The 15,630-nt window shown below is 51.6% G+C and carries 15 protein-coding genes and 1 pseudogene; 5 read left to right on the forward strand and 11 right to left on the reverse strand.

Going from position 1 to position 15,630, the window contains the following annotated elements; translation table 11 throughout:
* Positions 1-139: 139 nt before the first annotated feature.
* From ACFPVS_RS06565 to ACFPVS_RS06575, 3 genes are all read right to left on the reverse strand, one after another.
* Positions 140-1,084, reverse strand: a complete 945-nt coding sequence (locus tag ACFPVS_RS06565) for a MetQ/NlpA family ABC transporter substrate-binding protein (protein ID WP_096295611.1) — start codon at positions 1,082-1,084, stop codon at positions 140-142.
* Positions 1,085-1,177: 93 nt separating this feature from the next.
* Positions 1,178-1,864: a methionine ABC transporter permease gene (locus ACFPVS_RS06570; RefSeq protein ID WP_096295610.1), complete on the reverse strand. Its 687-nt coding sequence runs from the start codon at positions 1,862-1,864 to the stop codon at positions 1,178-1,180.
* 1 nt (position 1,865) lies between these two features.
* On the reverse strand, positions 1,866-2,603 hold the full coding sequence (locus tag ACFPVS_RS06575) for a methionine ABC transporter ATP-binding protein (protein WP_096296156.1): 738 nt from the start codon (positions 2,601-2,603) through the stop codon (positions 1,866-1,868).
* 306 nt (positions 2,604-2,909) lie between these two features.
* On the opposite strand from ACFPVS_RS06575, the gene ACFPVS_RS06580 reads away from it, so the two are divergent.
* Positions 2,910-3,953 carry a right-handed parallel beta-helix repeat-containing protein gene (locus ACFPVS_RS06580; protein ID WP_378595519.1) on the forward strand — a complete coding sequence of 348 codons (1,044 nt, stop codon included), beginning with the start codon at positions 2,910-2,912 and terminating at the stop codon, positions 3,951-3,953.
* Between the two features lie 85 nt (positions 3,954-4,038).
* Here the strand turns inward: ACFPVS_RS06580 and trhP are convergent, their stop codons facing one another.
* Positions 4,039-5,394, reverse strand: coding sequence for a prephenate-dependent tRNA uridine(34) hydroxylase TrhP (gene trhP, locus ACFPVS_RS06585; RefSeq protein WP_378595520.1), 1,356 nt, complete (start codon positions 5,392-5,394; stop codon positions 4,039-4,041).
* Positions 5,395-5,770: 376 nt separating this feature from the next.
* Between trhP and ACFPVS_RS06590 the strand changes: the two genes are divergently transcribed.
* Positions 5,771-6,517: an amino acid ABC transporter permease gene (locus tag ACFPVS_RS06590; RefSeq protein ID WP_096295607.1), complete on the forward strand. Its 747-nt coding sequence runs from the start codon at positions 5,771-5,773 to the stop codon at positions 6,515-6,517.
* 115 nt (positions 6,518-6,632) lie between these two features.
* Here the strand turns inward: ACFPVS_RS06590 and ACFPVS_RS06595 are convergent, their stop codons facing one another.
* The 6 genes and pseudogenes from ACFPVS_RS06595 to ACFPVS_RS06620 all read right to left on the reverse strand — a co-directional run bounded on the left by ACFPVS_RS06595 (position 6,633) and on the right by ACFPVS_RS06620 (position 10,674).
* Complete coding sequence (locus tag ACFPVS_RS06595) at positions 6,633-7,373, reverse strand: amidohydrolase family protein (RefSeq protein ID WP_232507419.1); 741 nt, start codon at positions 7,371-7,373, stop codon at positions 6,633-6,635.
* Between the two features lie 230 nt (positions 7,374-7,603).
* Positions 7,604-8,773: a 4-hydroxybenzoate 3-monooxygenase gene (gene pobA / locus ACFPVS_RS06600; RefSeq protein WP_123804912.1), complete on the reverse strand. Its 1,170-nt coding sequence runs from the start codon at positions 8,771-8,773 to the stop codon at positions 7,604-7,606.
* Positions 8,774-8,941: 168 nt separating this feature from the next.
* Entirely contained in the window at positions 8,942-9,454 is a 513-nt protein-coding gene (locus ACFPVS_RS06605) for a 4-carboxy-4-hydroxy-2-oxoadipate aldolase/oxaloacetate decarboxylase (protein ID WP_232507418.1), read from the reverse strand.
* Positions 9,455-9,482: 28 nt separating this feature from the next.
* On the reverse strand, positions 9,483-9,641 hold the full coding sequence (locus ACFPVS_RS06610; protein ID WP_232507417.1) for a hypothetical protein: 159 nt from the start codon (positions 9,639-9,641) through the stop codon (positions 9,483-9,485).
* A 2-nt stretch (positions 9,642-9,643) separates the two neighbouring features.
* On the reverse strand, positions 9,644-10,219 hold the full coding sequence (locus ACFPVS_RS06615) for an amidohydrolase family protein (protein WP_378595521.1): 576 nt from the start codon (positions 10,217-10,219) through the stop codon (positions 9,644-9,646).
* Positions 10,201-10,674: pseudogene (locus ACFPVS_RS06620) on the reverse strand (amidohydrolase family protein). The gene ACFPVS_RS06615 and the pseudogene ACFPVS_RS06620 overlap by 19 nt, the downstream one beginning before the upstream one ends.
* Positions 10,675-10,927: 253 nt before the next feature.
* Between ACFPVS_RS06620 and ACFPVS_RS06625 the strand changes: the two are divergent.
* The gene (locus tag ACFPVS_RS06625) at positions 10,928-11,197 is read left to right on the forward strand and encodes a class IIb bacteriocin, lactobin A/cerein 7B family (protein ID WP_123804910.1); all 270 of its coding nucleotides are present in this window, start codon (positions 10,928-10,930) and stop codon (positions 11,195-11,197) included.
* 359 nt (positions 11,198-11,556) lie between these two features.
* Here the strand turns inward: ACFPVS_RS06625 and ACFPVS_RS06630 are convergent, their stop codons facing one another.
* Complete coding sequence (locus ACFPVS_RS06630) at positions 11,557-12,888, reverse strand: MFS transporter (RefSeq protein WP_096295604.1); 1,332 nt, start codon at positions 12,886-12,888, stop codon at positions 11,557-11,559.
* 303 nt (positions 12,889-13,191) lie between these two features.
* Here ACFPVS_RS06630 and ACFPVS_RS06635 point away from each other — a divergent pair, with 303 nt between their 5' ends.
* Positions 13,192-14,697 (forward strand): FAD-dependent oxidoreductase, encoded by a 1,506-nt coding sequence (locus tag ACFPVS_RS06635; protein WP_378595522.1) that lies wholly within the window; start codon positions 13,192-13,194, stop codon positions 14,695-14,697.
* Between the two features lie 101 nt (positions 14,698-14,798).
* Positions 14,799-15,617: a sugar phosphate isomerase/epimerase family protein gene (locus ACFPVS_RS06640; protein ID WP_096295601.1), complete on the forward strand. Its 819-nt coding sequence runs from the start codon at positions 14,799-14,801 to the stop codon at positions 15,615-15,617.
* Positions 15,618-15,630: the final 13 nt, after the last annotated feature.

The following is a 15,630-nucleotide window of genomic DNA, read 5'->3' on the forward strand; positions in this document are numbered from 1 at the left end:
AAATACGGACGGGAAACACGTCTGAAAATGAAAAAACGGTTACCTGATTGTTCAGGTAACCGTTTGGATGGGGTGGCCGGTATTTTGCAAAGGTCTCGGCCTTATTGCAGCTATTTAATATTTAATCAAAACGACTCAATCATTGTGCGGCAGAAGCAGCAGATGCTTCTGAAGCGGCTTGTTGGGCTTCAGCAGCGACAACTTTGGCTTCGTCAGCAGCTTGACCACCCCATACGGCAGGATATTTGTAACCGGCAAAGCGTTGTTTAGCGTAAGATTTGAATTCTTCCGAATTATAGGCGGCTTCTACGTCTTTCAACCATTGCGCGTCTTTGTCGGCGGTTTTCACGGCTGCCCAGTTGACGTAGGCAAAGCTAGGCTCTTGGAACAGGGTTTCGGTCAGTTTCATGCCGCTGCTCATGGCGTAGTTGCCGTTTACCACGGCAAAGTCAACATCGGCGCGACTACGCGGCAATTGCGCGGCTTCCAGCTCGACAATTTTGATTTTTTTCAGGTTTTCGGCGATGTCGTTTTTAGAGGCGGTCAATGGGTTGATGCCGTCTTTCAGTTTGACCCAGCCCAATTCGTTCAACATCACCAAAGCACGGGCGAAGTTGGATGGGTCGTTTGGCGCGGAAACGCTGCTGCCTTCTTTCACGTCATCCAATGAGGCCAATTTGCCCGGATACAAACCCAATGGCGCGGTCGGCACTTGGAAGGCTTCCACGATGTCTAATTTGTGTTCTTTGCGGAAATCTTCCAAGTATGGTTTGTGTTGGAAGACGTTGATGTCGATTTCACCTTCGGCCAAAGCCAGGTTAGGTCGCACATAATCGGTAAATTCGATTAATTTCACGGTGTAGCCTTGCTTTTCCAAGGCCGGTTGGATTTGTTCTTTCACCATGTCGCCGAAGTCGCCGACGGTGGTACCGAAGACGATTTCTTTTTTGGCACCGGTGCTGTCGGCAGCCGGTGAGGCGGCAGAAGCGGCCGGAGCGGCTTCTTGTTTTTGCCCGCCGCAAGCGGCCAAAGCCAAGGCCAAAGCGGCGGCTGAGAAGGTTTTCAATACGCTGTTTACGTTCATAACGATACTCCTTAAATGTGTGTAGCAGAAATCATAACATGCCGTCTGAAAAAAGATGAATGATTTTTCAGACGGCCTTTATAAACAATTCTTCTATCGTTTGTCGAGGCGGCGCGAAATCCAGTTGCCCAAGCCCTGCATGGCAATCACCATCAGCACCAAAATCGCCACGATGAAGATAATGACCTCGGTTTGATAGCGGTAATAGCCGTAGCGGATGGCCAAGTCGCCCAAGCCGCCGCCGCCGATCATACCGGCCGCCGCGCTGTAAGAGAGCAGGCCGATGGCCAATACGGTAATACTGGACACCATGCCGGCGCGCGCTTCATTGAGCAGCACTTTGCGGATGATGGTGAGCGGTGTCGCCCCCATGCTGATCGACGCTTCAATCACACCGCGCGGCACTTCGCGCAGGTTTTGCTCGACCAAGCGGGCAAAATAAAACAGGCCGGAAACGCTCAACACCAGGGAAGCCGCGTAAGGGCCGATGGTGCTGCCGATGATGGCGCGGGTGGCCGGGATCAGCGCAATCATCAAAATCACAAACGGAAACGCGCGCATTAAATTGACCAAGTTGTCCAACACAAAATTCAGCGGCTTGTTGTAGTGCAATTGGCGGTTGGAAGTGACAAACAGCAACACGCCCAATAAAGTGCCGAACACCACGGCAAACAAGGTGGATAAACCGACCATGATAAAGGTTTCGCCCAAGGCTTGGTAAATCTCACCTTTCATGCCGCTGATGGTGGCGAGGGCTTTGGAAAAAGTCAAATCCGCCATCTCAATCCTCCCGAATCAGTTCGCGCCCGATTTCCGATTGGGCATGAATTTGGTTGTTGTTCACTTCTACCACTTCCAACAGGCGGCCGTTGTCCAGCAGGGCGGCACGGTCGCACAAGCGGCGGATGACGCTCATTTCGTGGGTCACGATGACGATGGTGACGTTGAAGCGTTTGTTGATGTCTTCCAAGCACTCCAACACGCTGCGGGTCGTGGCCGGATCGAGCGCGGAAGTCGGCTCGTCGGCCAGAATCACTTGCGGATTAGGTGCTAACGCGCGGGCAATGCCGACACGCTGCTTTTGTCCGCCCGAAAGCTGGGCAGGGAAGTGACCGGCGCGCTCCTGCAAACCGACAATTTCCAAACATTCCGCCACGCGCGCACGGATTTTTTCAGACGGCCATCCGGCAATTTCCAACGGAAAAGCCACATTATCCGCCACCGTGCGGTTGCTCAACAGATTAAACTGCTGGAACACCATACCGATATTTTGCCGTGCCTGACGCAACTGCGCGCCATTTAGCGTCATCAAATCCTGATTGCCGACCAAAACACGTCCCGAATCCGGCCGCTCGAGCAGATTAATCAACCGCAATAAGGTCGATTTGCCCGCGCCGGAATAGCCCATCAAACCGAAAATTTCACCGTCTTTAATTTCCAAACTGGTCGGCCCCACTGCTGTAAACCACGATTTATCGCGCGTTTGGTAGCGTTTGGAAACTTTGTCTAAAATAATCATAATGTTCTCAAATACAACAAAGCCCGATGTCTGACACAACGGGCTGGTTTTGCAGTCGAAATAAATGTCATCTGCAAACGCTTTAGCTGTTTGTGCCCGCAAGCTGTGTCAAATCGGCATAAAAGTGTGAATGGGAAATAGTAACGAAAACGTGAAATAGTGTCAAGAATCAAGGCCGTCTGAATGTTTGGGGCGGGTTTGTTTTGAAAAATACCGAGTGTTGTGATAGAAAGCCGTCTGAAGTCGGCAGGCAAGTTTTTAGACGGCCTGTTGAGTGTTCTATATCTTATGATTAATCGATAAAAAATGAAAACCATCAAAATTTTAGCCAGCCTAGGCGGGGTAATGGCGGCGGTTCCTGTATGGGCGGCAACCTGCACACCAGCGCAATTAGACGAAATTTTAGCACCGGCAACCGCTCAGCATAACAGCGTAGAAGTTGCCTGCTCGGCCACGTTGCCGAAAAACCGTACCATTAGCAAACGTTTGTATTTTACGGGCGCGGGGGCAAGCAATCAGGTGTTTGATTGTAATGGCAATACGGTTGCACCTACCCATATTACGGGTGGAGACAGCATAGTAATTCGCTCAAAAAAACAGCAAAACCAATGGCTGCGTCCGGAAAACTTTACCATTCGCGGCTGCAAAGTGGCCGGTTCGGTACGTGTGATGGGTATGGGGACGAATGGGGAAGCGGAAGCATTGCGCTTGTCTTCGCTTGAAGCCGGCCATACGGAGCGTGCGCAGGCAGCTGCGCCAAGCCGTATTCGTTTGGAAAACATGAATATCAGCGGAAATGGCCGTATTCCTTTGTATCTGGCGCCGGGTGTGAATCATGTGACTGTTGCCAACAGCCGCATTACAGGGCATAGCAAAAGTGTGGCTGTTTATCTGGATGCAGAGAGTGGCCACAATACCTTTACCCGTAATAATATTGACGCCAAAACATCAAAGCGGGAATTGATTACCATTGACGGCTCGGCACATAATACGTTCAGCCATAACCGTTTTTCCGCGCTTAATCATGGCGGTATTTATTTTTACCGCAATTGCGGCGAAGGCGGCACCATCCGTCACCAAACGCCATCTTACAATACTTTAAGCCAAAATGTGTTTTACTATCATAAATATAGAGGACACTTGCCGGCAGTATGGCTGGGTGCACGTCATGGCAACCGCAATTATTGTGAAGCAGATGCGGGCTATGCGTTTGGCAGTAGTTTGGATAACCGCGACTTTGCCGATTTTAATGTGGTTGAGAACAACCAAATCTATCGCTTACCCATCCGTAGAATAATTCGTGATGAGGGTAGCCATAATCGAATTAGTGAGAATCGCACGATAAAATAATTTAACTTACTATTTGATTAAATTGATAAAAGGCCGTCTGAAAATGTTTCATACCTTTTCAGACGGCCTTTTTCTTTTCATTCACTTAAGGATTCATAATCCGCGCCACTAAGGCTTTTTCTTTGCCCTGCATATTTGGAATTTTCACCTGAATACCGTTGCCAGGGGCGACATCAACTGCTTCGCCTTTGCGGGTCATATGCTCAAGCGTGATGGTTTGGTTGCCGCTCGGGTGGATGATTTCGATGGTGTCGCCCACGGCAAAGCGGTTTTTCACTTCAACGGTTGCCCAGCCTTCGTTGTCGATGTCGGTCACATGGCCGACGTATTGGCTTTGTTTCGCTACGGAATGGCCGTTGAGGTAGTTTTGGTAATCTTGCGTTTTGTGGCGCTCCAAGAAGCCGGAGGTGTAGCCGCGGTTGGCCAAGCCTTCGAGTTCGCTCAACAGGCTCAAGTCAAACGGGCGGCCGGCGACGGCATCGTCAATCGCTTTGCGGTAGCTTTGCGCCACGCGGGCAACGTAATACAGCGATTTGGTGCGGCCTTCGACTTTGAGGCTGTCCACGCCGATTCGGGTGAGTTTGTCGACCACTTCAATGCCACGTAAGTCTTTGGAATTCATGATATAAGTGCCGTGTTCGTCTTCCATTATCGGCATGAATTCGCCCGGGCGGTTGCTTTCTTCAATCAGGAATACTTTGTTGGCGGCAGGATGGCGCTGCTGGCCGTTGATGCCTTCGAAGTTTTGGTTGGCTTCTTCCTGTGCTTTTTCAAAGTTGAAACCTTGCAGCAGTTTGGCATCACCCATGTCGTCGGTTTCTGCATCGTGTACTTTGTAATCCCAGCGGCAAGAGTTGGTGCAGGTGCCTTGGTTGGGGTCGCGGTGGTTGAAGTAACCTGATAATAAACAACGGCCTGAGTAAGCAATACACAATGCGCCGTGAATAAACACTTCCAATTCGGTGTCGGGGCATTCCTGGCGGATTTCGGCGATTTCGTCCATACTTAATTCGCGTGACAAGATGATGCGCTCCACGCCGATTTTTTCCCAGAATTTTACACCCCAATAGTTGGTGGTGTTGGCTTGCACCGACAAGTGAATCGGCATATCCGGCCATTTTTCGCGCACAGTCATAATCAGACCGGGGTCGGCCATAATCAGCGCGTCGGGCTTCATGGCAATTAAAGGTTCCATATCGGCCACAAAGGTTTTCAGCTTGGAATTGTGCGGCAAGGTGTTGACGGTCAGGAAGAATTTTTTATTGCGCTCGTGCGCTTCTTTAATGCCTTGTTCCAACACGTCGAGTTTGGCAAATTCGTTGTTGCGCGCGCGCAGCGAGTAGCGCGGCGAACCGGCATACACGGCATCCGCGCCGAAATCGTAAGCGGCGCGCATGCGTTCCAAACCGCCGGCGGGTAGGAGTAATTCAGGCGCTTTCATCTTGTGTTCTTTGTTTTATAAATGTTTTCAGACGGCCTTGAGATACGTGGAGGCCGTCTGAAATAAAATTAATCGGAATGGGCGGATTATCCGCTTTTTTGCTAGGGGGGTCAATTTTTATCGGCCGATTCAGCATTGTTTTTCTTGGTTTTTACATATGAAACATGGCTTGTGTCATTAAATGGTTGGGTGCGGTAGATGTGGAAGTCAACGGTTTCAGACGGCCTATATTAAGTGTAAAAAGGCCGTCTGAAATCAAATTTGTGTGATAAAAGGCATTCAAAGTTTGTATTTTCTTGTAAAATGTCTCGTTTATTTGCCACGATTTGCCGTCATGCGCTTCAGGCATGGCGGAAACTTCTGATAAGAGCGGGATATGGATTTTCGTTTTGACATTATTTATGAATATCGCTGGATGTTCTTCTACGGCGCGTTGACCACGCTGGGTTTGACTTTGGTGGCAACTTTAGGCGGCACGGTATTGGGTTTGTTCGGCGCGCTGGCGCGGTTGGTGTATTTTGAAAAAGGCGGCGTGTTGCTCAAAGCGGTGGCATGGCTGTTGCGCACGTTGTCGCTGGTGTATGTGACGCTGTTTCGCGGTACGCCTTTGTTTGTACAGATTTTTATTTGGTACTTTATTTGGGTGGTTGCGCTGATTCACCCGACCGACGGTTGGTTGGTGAGCGGTGATGCGGCGGTGGAGCTGCGTCGCGGTTATGGTGCGCTGATTGCCGGTACGCTGGCTTTGATGGTGAACGCGGGGGCGTACATTACGGAAATTTTCCGCGCAGGTATCCAGTCGATTGACAAAGGCCAAATCGAAGCGGCGCGCTCCTTAGGTTTAACTTATCCGCAAGCGATGCGCTATGTGATTTTGCCGCAGGCGTTGCGCCGTATGTTGCCGCCGTTGGCAAATGAATTCATTACCTTGCTGAAAGACAGCTCGCTGCTCTCGGCGATTGCGGTAGCCGAGTTGGCTTATGTGCAAAACACGATTTCCGGCCGCTATTCGGTGTATGAAGAGCCGCTGTATGCCGTGGCACTGATTTATCTGCTGATGACGACTTGCCTGGGCTGGATCTTCCTGCGTTTGGAAAAGCGTTATAATGTGGTACATCGTTGATTAAATGAATAGAAAAGGCCGTCTGAAACTTAATGTTTCAGACGGCCTTTGATTTTGTGCGTTCAAATATAACGTGTCCGCTTGGCGGGTGCAACCGGAGGCCGTCTGAAAGGGGTTAAGCTTGATATTCTTCCGGCCAGTATAAACGCATCGGATTATCAACCAACAGGTTTTGGCGTTCGGCTTCGGTCGGGGCGATTTGCGCAACCCAGTCAACCAGCAACCCGTCGTCCGGCATGTGGTCTTTTAAGTTTGGGTGCGGCCAGTCGGTGCCGAACAATACGCGGTCGGGAAATTCCTGCATCAGGCGGCGGGCAAACGGCACGACATCGGTGTAGGCGCATTGTTCTCCGTCGAGGGCTTTCGGGCCGGTGTTGCTCAGGCGTTCCGGGCAAGAGAGTTTGCTCCAGAAATTTTCGTTTTCGCGCATGAGTTTGACAAACAGCTCAAAATCGCCGCCGTGGGCAGGTTGGGCAACGTCAGGCCGGCCCATGTGGTCAACCACCACGGTGGTCGGCAGCGAGGTGAAGAAATCATAGTATTCGGCCAAATCGGCGGCTTCGAAATAAATCGCGATGTGCCAGCCCAAAGGCGCGATTTTGTCGGCGATGGTGCGCAAAGCTTCGACCGGCGCGGTATCGACCAAGCGTTTCACAAAGTTGAAGCGTACGCCGCGCATACCGGCGGCATGCAAGTGCTGCAATTCTTCTTCCGTCACACCGGCTTTCACCGTAGCCACGCCGCGTGCTTTGTTGCCGGCGGTTTCGAGGGCATCGACTAAGGCGCGGTTGCCGGTGCCGTGACAGGTGGCCTGCACAATCACGTTGCTCAAAGCCGAGCAAGTCGCGCAGGGCAAACAGCTTTTCTTTGCCCGCATCGCAAGGGGTGTATTTGCGATCGGGGGCGTAGGGAAATGTGTCGCCCGGGCCGAACACGTGGCAATGGGCATCGATTGCGCCTTGAGGTAAGGGCAGTTTAGGCTTGGACGGGTTAGGGTGGAAATCCAACCAGCCCGGTGTTTTTTCAAATGCGCTCATGAAGTTCTCCTATGAGGCCGTCTGAACTGTTTCAGACGGCCTTTTTCTTTTAGTAAGGCAGTCCGACGTAGTTTTCCGCCAGCGTTTTGGCTGCGTTTTCGGTCAGATTCAATTGGTTGAACTCGGTTTCCTGCATTTTGCGTTCGAAATCGTCGCTGTCGGGGAAGGTGTGCAGCAGCTTGGTCCTGTACCAAGAAAAACGCTCGGCCACCCACACGCGTTTCAAACAACGCTCGGAGTAGCCGTCGATTCCCGCCCTGCTTTGGTTGCGGTAGTAATCGTCAAAGGCATCGGCCAGACATTGCACGTCGCCCGCGGCCAGATTCAAGCCTTTGGCGCCGGTCGGCGGCACAATGTGCGCCGCATCGCCTGCCAAGAACAAAGATTTGTAGCGCATCGGTTCGCTCACGAAGCTGCGCAATGGCGCAATGCTTTTTTCCAAACTCGGGCCGGTGACCAATTTGACGGCGGTTTCGGCCGGTAAACGGTTTTTCAATTCTGCCCAGAAGCGTTCGTCTGACCAATCTTCCACTTTGTCGGCCAGCGGCACTTGCAGGTAATAGCGGCTGCGGGTGGTCGAGCGTTGGCTGCACAACACGAAACCGTTGTCGTGTTTGGCATAAATCAATTCGTCGGAAACCGGCGGCGTGTCGGACAACAAGCCCAACCAGCCGAACGGATACACGCGTTCGTAAGATTTCAACACATCCGCCGGAATACTTTGGCGCGATACGCCGTGGAAGCCGTCGCAACCGGCGATGAAGCCGCAATCCAAACGGTGTGCTTCACCGTCTTTGGTGTAGGTCACATAAGGCGCGGCGGTATCGATGTCGTGCAGGGCAACGTTGTCGGCTTCGTAAACGGTCACGCCGCCGGTGGCTGGGCGCGCGTCCATCAAGTCGCGGGTGACTTCGGTTTGGCCGTATACAACCACGTTTTTGCCGACTTCTTTTTCAAAATCGATGCGCACATGCTGGTCGTTGAACAACAACTCCACGCCGGTATACACCAAGCCTTCTTTGTGCATGCGCTCGGCGGCGCCGGCTTTTTCCAAACCTTGCACGGTGGTGTGTTCCAACACGCCGGCACGAATGCGGCTCAACACATATTCGCCGCTTTTGCGCTCTAAAATCACATTGCCGATGCCGTTTTGATACAGCAACTGGCCGAGCAGTAACCCCGACGGGCCTGCGCCGATGATGGCAACTTGGGTTTTCATGGTTTTCTCCTAAACTTGATTCAGTAACTCAATCCCAATGTATGTTCAGACGGCCTTAGGAAAAGATGTGTATAGCTTGGCCGCTTTTTATAGTTGATGTGAAGATGCGGGTGTTCGGGTGTTTCAGACGGCCTGTTTTGATTCAGGCCGTCTGAAAACGTCGGCGGTTTAGTCAATATATTTCAAACCGGCTTTTTCCAAGCCTTCGCGCATTTTGTAGTAATCCAAGCCTAAGGTGCCGTTGGCGAAGATTTGGCGTTTGTCGCCTTCGTTGGCTTCGCGTTTTTCCGCGGCATCAGCAATTCCCATGGCGTGCCCGGCCGGAACCACAACCACACCGTCGATGTCGGCCACAATCACGTCGCCCGGGTTGACCAGCGCACCGGCGCACACCACAGGCACATTCACGGAACCCAAAGTCGCTTTAATCGTGCCCTTGGCGTGGATGGCTTTGGAAAACGCCGGAAATTCCATTTCGGTCAAATCCGCCACATCACGTACGCCGCCGTCGATAATCAGACCTTTGCAGCCTTGTGCTTTGAACGAAGTGGCCAGCAGGCCGCCGAAAAAGCCGTCGGCATTGTCGGAAGTGCAGGCGGCCACGGCTACGCCGCCCGGCTGCAATTGTTCGGCGGCAACGTGCATCATCCAATTGTCGCCCGGTTGTAAGAGAATGGTCACGGCGGTGCCGCAGATTTTTGCGCTCGGGTTAAATCGGGCGTATGTAAGGTTTCATCAGGCCGATGCGACCCATGGCTTCGTGAATGGTGGCGCTGCCGAAGCGCGACAGTTTTTCTACGGCGGCAGGGGCGGCGCGTTTGATGTTGCGTTTCACCACGCCCAATTGGTTCAGATATACGTCGGTCATGATTACAGTCCTTTCGCTTTCAGGCGGGCATCCAAGCGTGGGAACACGCGGCGGGCGTTGCCTTCGTAAATTTGGTGTTTGTCTTCCGCTGAAATGTCGGCCGCTTCGATGTAGCGTTTGGTGTCATCGAAGTAGAAGCCGGTGCGCGGGTCGATATCGTGTACGGCGCCAATCATCTCGGAGGCGAACAAGATGTTTTTGTTCGGCACCACGTCGAGCAGCAAATTAATGCCCGGTTGGTGGTATACGCAGGTGTCGAAGAAAATGTTGTTCAACAAATGCTCTTCCAACTCCGGCTTTTTCAGCACCATCGCCAAGCCGCGGAAACGGCCCCAGTGGTAAGGCACTGCGCCGCCGCCGTGCGGAATCAGGAAGCGCAGGGTCGGGAAGTCTTTAAACAAATCTCCTTGCAGCAATTGCATGAATGCGGTGGTGTCGGCGTTCAGGTAATGCGCACCGGTGGTGTGGAAACAGTTGTTGCACGAAGTGGAAACGTGAATTATGGCCGGAATATCGTATTCCACCATTTTCTCGTAAATCGGATACCAGTATTTATCGGTCAGCGCGGCGAAGTCCAATGGCCGCCCGATGGGTCGGGATTCAGGTTGATGCCGACGTTGCCGAATTCATTGACGCAGCGTTCCAATTCGGCGATACAGGTTTCAATCGGTACGCCCGGGCTTTGCGGCAGCATAGCTACCGGCACGAAATTGTCGGGGAAGAGTTGCGATACGCGGTAGCACAATTCGTTACAAATCGCCGCCTAAGCGGAAGACACTTCAAAATCGCCGATGTGGTGCGCCATAAAGCTGGCACGCGGTGAGAACAGGGTCATGTCGGCGCCGCGCTCTTTCATCAGGCGCAATTGGTTTTTTTCGATGGTTTCGCGCAATTCGTCATCGCTGATTTTCAATTCGCCGGCTTTCGGCATTTGCGAAGGGTTACCGATGGCGGCGATTTGTTTGTTGCGCCATGCTTCGAGCGAAGGCGGGGCGGTGGTGTAGTGGCCGTGGCAGTCGATAATCAGGCTCATGGGTTGCTCCTTGATGATTTTTTATGGGGTAAACAGGCCGTCTGAATTAAACACAAGGGATTTGCCCTTAAGGCAGAATAATTGGAGTAAATTCAAACCGAATGGAATAAATATTTAATAAAAACAGTATCTTATTCTATTTAAAATTTATTGAATAGAATTTTTTTCTTTTTCATTGTCTCCTGTGTTGGAATTAAGATTAGTTTTTTTTTTCCAAATTCTTTTCAATTCTTTTTCATTAAGGAGAATCACAATGAAAGTTTTAACTTACCAAGATTTAGAAAATATACAAGGTGGATTTGGTCCTATTGGTGCCGTAGTAGGCGCTGCTGGCGGAGCAGCTGGCTACTTGGTAGAACAGCAGATCAGTGGAAGCAAATTTTCACCTACCGCGCTAGGGACTTATGTATTGGGCGGCGCGGCTGCGGGCGGAACCGCAGGCCCAATGGGGGTTATTTGGGGGTTTAACGGTGCATTGGCCGGAGGCAGTGTACGTGGAGTTGCTGCACGTCAAGGCTGGTAATGTATAGTTCTATTAAAATCAAGATATTGCTGAATATCTTATTAATAGCAGGATGGCTGGTTTTACAGTACTTCAACAGTAAGATCAGCAAGGCAGCCTCGGGGGATCTGATTTTGTTGTTCGCAACCATTGCACTCTGGTCTGCAAATACTCCTCAAACAAGTAAGCAGAAAACCTTTCTTATACTGGCTTATTGCTCTGCCTTTATATGTTATCTCCTAATCTATTTAGCAGGACGATACGGCATATAAATCCTACTCATAACCAACGGTGGAACGAAAGTTCCGCCGTTACTGATTAAAAATAGTGCATCTATTTTCAGACGGCCTTGAATCAAATAGGCCGTCTGAAAGTAGGGTTTAGCTGTCGCCGTAGATTTTTTGTTTCAACAGCAGGCAGACAGTCATCACCAGCGAAGGAATCGCCAGAATCACGAAAATGGTGACGAAATCCAGTTTCCAAGCAATCAATTGGCCGGTGAGGAAAGTGCCGGCAATCGCGCCGAAGCGGCCGATACCCAACATCCACGACACGCCGGTGGCGCGGCATTCGGTGGGGTAAAACTTGGCGGCCAATGCAGGCAGCGAGCTTTGCGCCGTGTTTTGCACCACACCGGCAAACAGCACCACCGCAATCAACATGCCCAAGCCTTGGCCGAGTGCCCAGCCGATACAGGCCACCGACAAAGCGGTAAGGAAAGACAATAATGCAATCAATCGGTTGCCATTGAATTTGTCCATCAGCCAGCCGCTGGCAATTGCGCCCAAACCTCCCAAGGCAAACAAGCCGGAAATGCGCGGGCCGAGTTCAGGCGGCATATTCACTTCTTTAAACAACACCGGCATCCAGTTGATCATGGCATAGAAAATAATCAAGCCCATGAAATAGGCCACCCAGAGCAAAATCGAACCGGCGCGGAAGTGGCTGCCCATTATCATCGCCATCGGATTGCTGGTTTGCTGCGCGGCCTTGTTTTCCGGCAGCACAAACACGGCGTTATCCAAATCAGCTTTCGGGTTAATGCGCTTGAGGATTTTGCGAACTTTTTCGGCAGGCTGTTTTTTCGATACCAAAAACGAAGCCGAACGCGGCATGATGAAAATCATCAATACGCCCAAAATCAAAGGCAGCAAACCGCACCACAGCATCGTCGTGCGCCAGCCGTATTCCGGAATGATAAACGACGCAAAGAAACCGCCTGCCGCCGCACCCACCGGGAAGCCGCAATACATGGTATTCAGGATTAACGAGCGTTTGTGGTCGGGGCAGTATTCAGACAGCATCGCCACCGCATTGGGCATGGCCGCGCCTAAGCCTAATCCGGTGATGAAGCGCAAAATGGTCATCTGTGTCAAATCTTGGACAAAAGCAGAAGCCACGCAAAAGCCGGAAAAGACCAAAACCGAAGCCGTCAACACGATTTTGCGGCCGAATTTATCCGCAATCGGTCCTGAAGTCATCGCGCCGATGGCCAAGCCGAACAGCGCCGCGCTTAATACCGGTGCCAACTGGCTTTTTTCAATGCCCCATTCTTCCAGTAAGCTTGGGGCGGCATAGCCGATGGCTGCCGTGTCCATACCGTCAAAAAAGGCAATCAGCAGACAGATGATAAAAATCATCCATTGATAACCGGAAAATTTATTTTCATTTAAAAAATTTTGCACATTAATCGTGCGGCCGGTGGTTTCCATGAGTTTCTCCAAATGTTATTGAATCACCATGTAATCATTAGAAACCTAATGATTTATAGGTATGTTTTTTTGGTTTCATTATTGTAGATAAAACTGTTAAGTTAAAGTGTGTAACCTTTCTAAGAGTTATAACAAAAATGCATAACAAAAAGGCCGTCTGAAAGCGAATCCGCTGCTCTGGAGCAGATTTGATAGCAAAAACGGATAGATAAAACATAAGGGCTATAATCAAAATGATATGGTTCATATGAATGAATTCACTAAAATAGCAGTATGCTACAAATGATTATAAGGGTGGAAACCATGAAGCAGCCAGTACGCGAGAGCATTGCCGATTGGCAGTGCGATATATTGATTGCCGGAAGTGGGGCAGGCGGATTGTCGGCAGCAGTGACGGCCGCGCATCACGGTTTGAACGTTTTAGTGGCCGAGCGTGCGGCAACTTGCGGCGGCGCGACGGCACGTTCGGGCGGCTGGGCCTGGACGCCGGGCAACGCTTTTGCCAAGGCAGACGGCGTCAACGAACCGCGCGATGATTTCCGCAGCTATCTCAAAGCTGTGATTGGTGGGCAGGATTATGATCACGAGCGCATTGAAATGTTTTTGGAAAACGTGCCCCACATGATCGGCTTTTTTGAGCAGAAAACGCCGCTGAAATTCACACCAGGCGCGAAAATTTGTGATATTTACGGCAATCTGCCCGGCGCCGGCACCGGTCACCGTTCGGTGGCGGCTATGCCGTTTTACGCCAAATCGCTGCCGAAACACCTGCTGGACATTCTGCCCGACCAATACAAAATGACTTCGTTTTGGGGCATCGGCATCATGGCGGGGCATTTCCTTAATGCCATGAAAAAGCCGCAGAGTTTTCTTCATGCGGCCAAACGGTTTTCGATTCACTTGTGGGACAAAGCCGTATACAAACGCAATATGCAGATGGTCAACGGCTTGGCGCTGATTGCGAAGCTGGTGCAGGCTGCCGATGAAAAAGGCGTGCGTATTGAAGTGAATACCGCCGTCAAAGAACTGATCGAAAATGAAAACGGCCGCATTATCGGTGCGTATCTCGAGACAAGGCAAGGCTTGGTGCGCGTATCGGCAGCCAAAGGCGTGATTTTGGCCACCGGCGGCTATCCGGCCAATGTCGAGCGGCGCAAGAATTTCCCGCGCAATCCGAGTGGTGAAGAACATTGGACGCTCACCCCGCCTGAAGCCGATGGTGCCGGGTTGGCATTGGCCGAAAGTGCAGGCGGTTATTTGGACGATTCCGGCCGCTCGCCGGCGGCGTGGTGCCCCGTTTCACTGGTGAAATTTAAAGACGGCAGCGAAGGCGTGTTCCCGCATATTTCCGACCACGCCAAGCCGGGCATTATCGGCGTATTGAAAAACGGCAAACGCTTTGTCAACGAAGCCAACGGCTATTACGACTATGTGGCCGGTATGCTCAAGGCCGTGCCGGAAGGCGAAAAAGTCGAATCATGGCTGATCGGCGACAAACGCGCAGTGCGCAGCTATATGTTCGGCTATGCCAAACTGCGCCCGATTCCGCTGCGGATTTACACCGATTACCTGCGCTGCATTACCCAGGCCGACACTTTGGATCAATTGGCGGAAAAGTGCGGCATCGATCCGGTGGGTTTGATGACCACGGTGGCCGAGTTTAACCAACTGGCCAAAGCGGGCAAAGACCCGGATTTCGGCCGTGGCGACACGCCGTTTAACCGTTCCGGCGGCGATGGCTCGACCGGTTTTCCCAATCTGTCTTTAGCGCCGTTGGGCAAAGGCCCTTATTACGCGGTAAAAGTGTAGGTCGGCTCGTTCGGCACATTTGCCGGTATTGCGGTGGATGCGCGGTCGCGTGTGTTGCGTTCAGACAGCCTGACAACTATTTTTTTACCAAGGAGCAAACAATGAGTAAACGCCTGATCGGTATGGCGCCTTTGAGTGTATTGGGCACCGAACCGGTGGATTTTATCCAAGCTGCGGCGAAAACCGGTTTCGATTTCATCGGTCTGCGCACCCGTCCGGTAACCACTACCGAAAAAGATTTAAACCTGCTGCACCATAATCCGCGCATGAAAGAAGTGTTGGCAGCCTTGAAAGACACCGGCATGAAAGTGGCCGATACCGAATTTTTAGTCATCGACGAACACGTCACGCCCGATGTTTGGCTGCCTATGCTGGATGCCGCGGCGCAATTGGGCGCGCAAAGCCTGACGGCAACCATCACCGACCCTGATTTGGCGCGCGCGACGGATGTGATGGCGAGCTTGGTTGAAGATGCCAAACAATCCGGCATCATCATTACCTTGGAGCCGATTTCTTATCAAACCGTCAAGCTTTTAACCGAAGCGGCGGATGTGGCCGAACAGACCGGCTGTCAGGTATTGTTCGACACGCTGCATTTCCACCGCGCATTCGGCGAGCCGGAACACATCATTCCCGCTTTACCGTATTTGGCCAATATGATTCAATTGTGCGACGGTATTCTGGCCGAACGCGCCGATACGCGTGAAGGCTTGATTGAAGAGTCGTGTGCCAAACGCGGCGTGCCGGGCGAAGGCGACTTCAAACTGGCCGAATGCGTGGCTTTGTTACCGGAAAACATGCCGGTGAGCATTGAAGCACCGAACCCGAAATTTGCCGAATTAGGCTTGGAAGGCTATTTGCGCTATTTGAAAGCGGCCACCGAACAGGTATTGGAAAAGGCGGCGGCTTTGCGTGTGTAAGTCGGCATTTTTT

This window comes from Neisseria weixii, from assembly GCF_042658245.1.
Lineage (GTDB): Bacteria > Pseudomonadota > Gammaproteobacteria > Burkholderiales > Neisseriaceae > Neisseria > Neisseria weixii.

Excerpts from the sequence above, each read along its gene's own strand:
- ACFPVS_RS06630 (WP_096295604.1), bottom strand. The coding sequence starts at position 12,888 with ATGGAAACCACCGGCCGCACGATTAATGTGCAAAATTTTTTAAATGAA.
- ACFPVS_RS06625 (WP_123804910.1), top strand. The coding sequence starts at position 10,928 with ATGAAAGTTTTAACTTACCAAGATTTAGAAAATATACAAGGTGGATTT.
- ACFPVS_RS06610 (WP_232507417.1), bottom strand. The coding sequence starts at position 9,641 with ATGACCGACGTATATCTGAACCAATTGGGCGTGGTGAAACGCAACATC.
- ACFPVS_RS06565 (WP_096295611.1), bottom strand. The coding sequence starts at position 1,084 with ATGAACGTAAACAGCGTATTGAAAACCTTCTCAGCCGCCGCTTTGGCC.
- ACFPVS_RS06635 (WP_378595522.1), top strand. The coding sequence starts at position 13,192 with ATGAAGCAGCCAGTACGCGAGAGCATTGCCGATTGGCAGTGCGATATA.
- ACFPVS_RS06570 (WP_096295610.1), bottom strand. The coding sequence starts at position 1,864 with ATGGCGGATTTGACTTTTTCCAAAGCCCTCGCCACCATCAGCGGCATG.
- ACFPVS_RS06580 (WP_378595519.1), top strand. The coding sequence starts at position 2,910 with ATGAAAACCATCAAAATTTTAGCCAGCCTAGGCGGGGTAATGGCGGCG.
- ACFPVS_RS06590 (WP_096295607.1), top strand. The coding sequence starts at position 5,771 with ATGGATTTTCGTTTTGACATTATTTATGAATATCGCTGGATGTTCTTC.
- ACFPVS_RS06640 (WP_096295601.1), top strand. The coding sequence starts at position 14,799 with ATGAGTAAACGCCTGATCGGTATGGCGCCTTTGAGTGTATTGGGCACC.
- ACFPVS_RS06575 (WP_096296156.1), bottom strand. The coding sequence starts at position 2,603 with ATGATTATTTTAGACAAAGTTTCCAAACGCTACCAAACGCGCGATAAA.
- trhP (WP_378595520.1), bottom strand. The coding sequence starts at position 5,394 with ATGAAAGCGCCTGAATTACTCCTACCCGCCGGCGGTTTGGAACGCATG.
- pobA (WP_123804912.1), bottom strand. The coding sequence starts at position 8,773 with ATGAAAACCCAAGTTGCCATCATCGGCGCAGGCCCGTCGGGGTTACTG.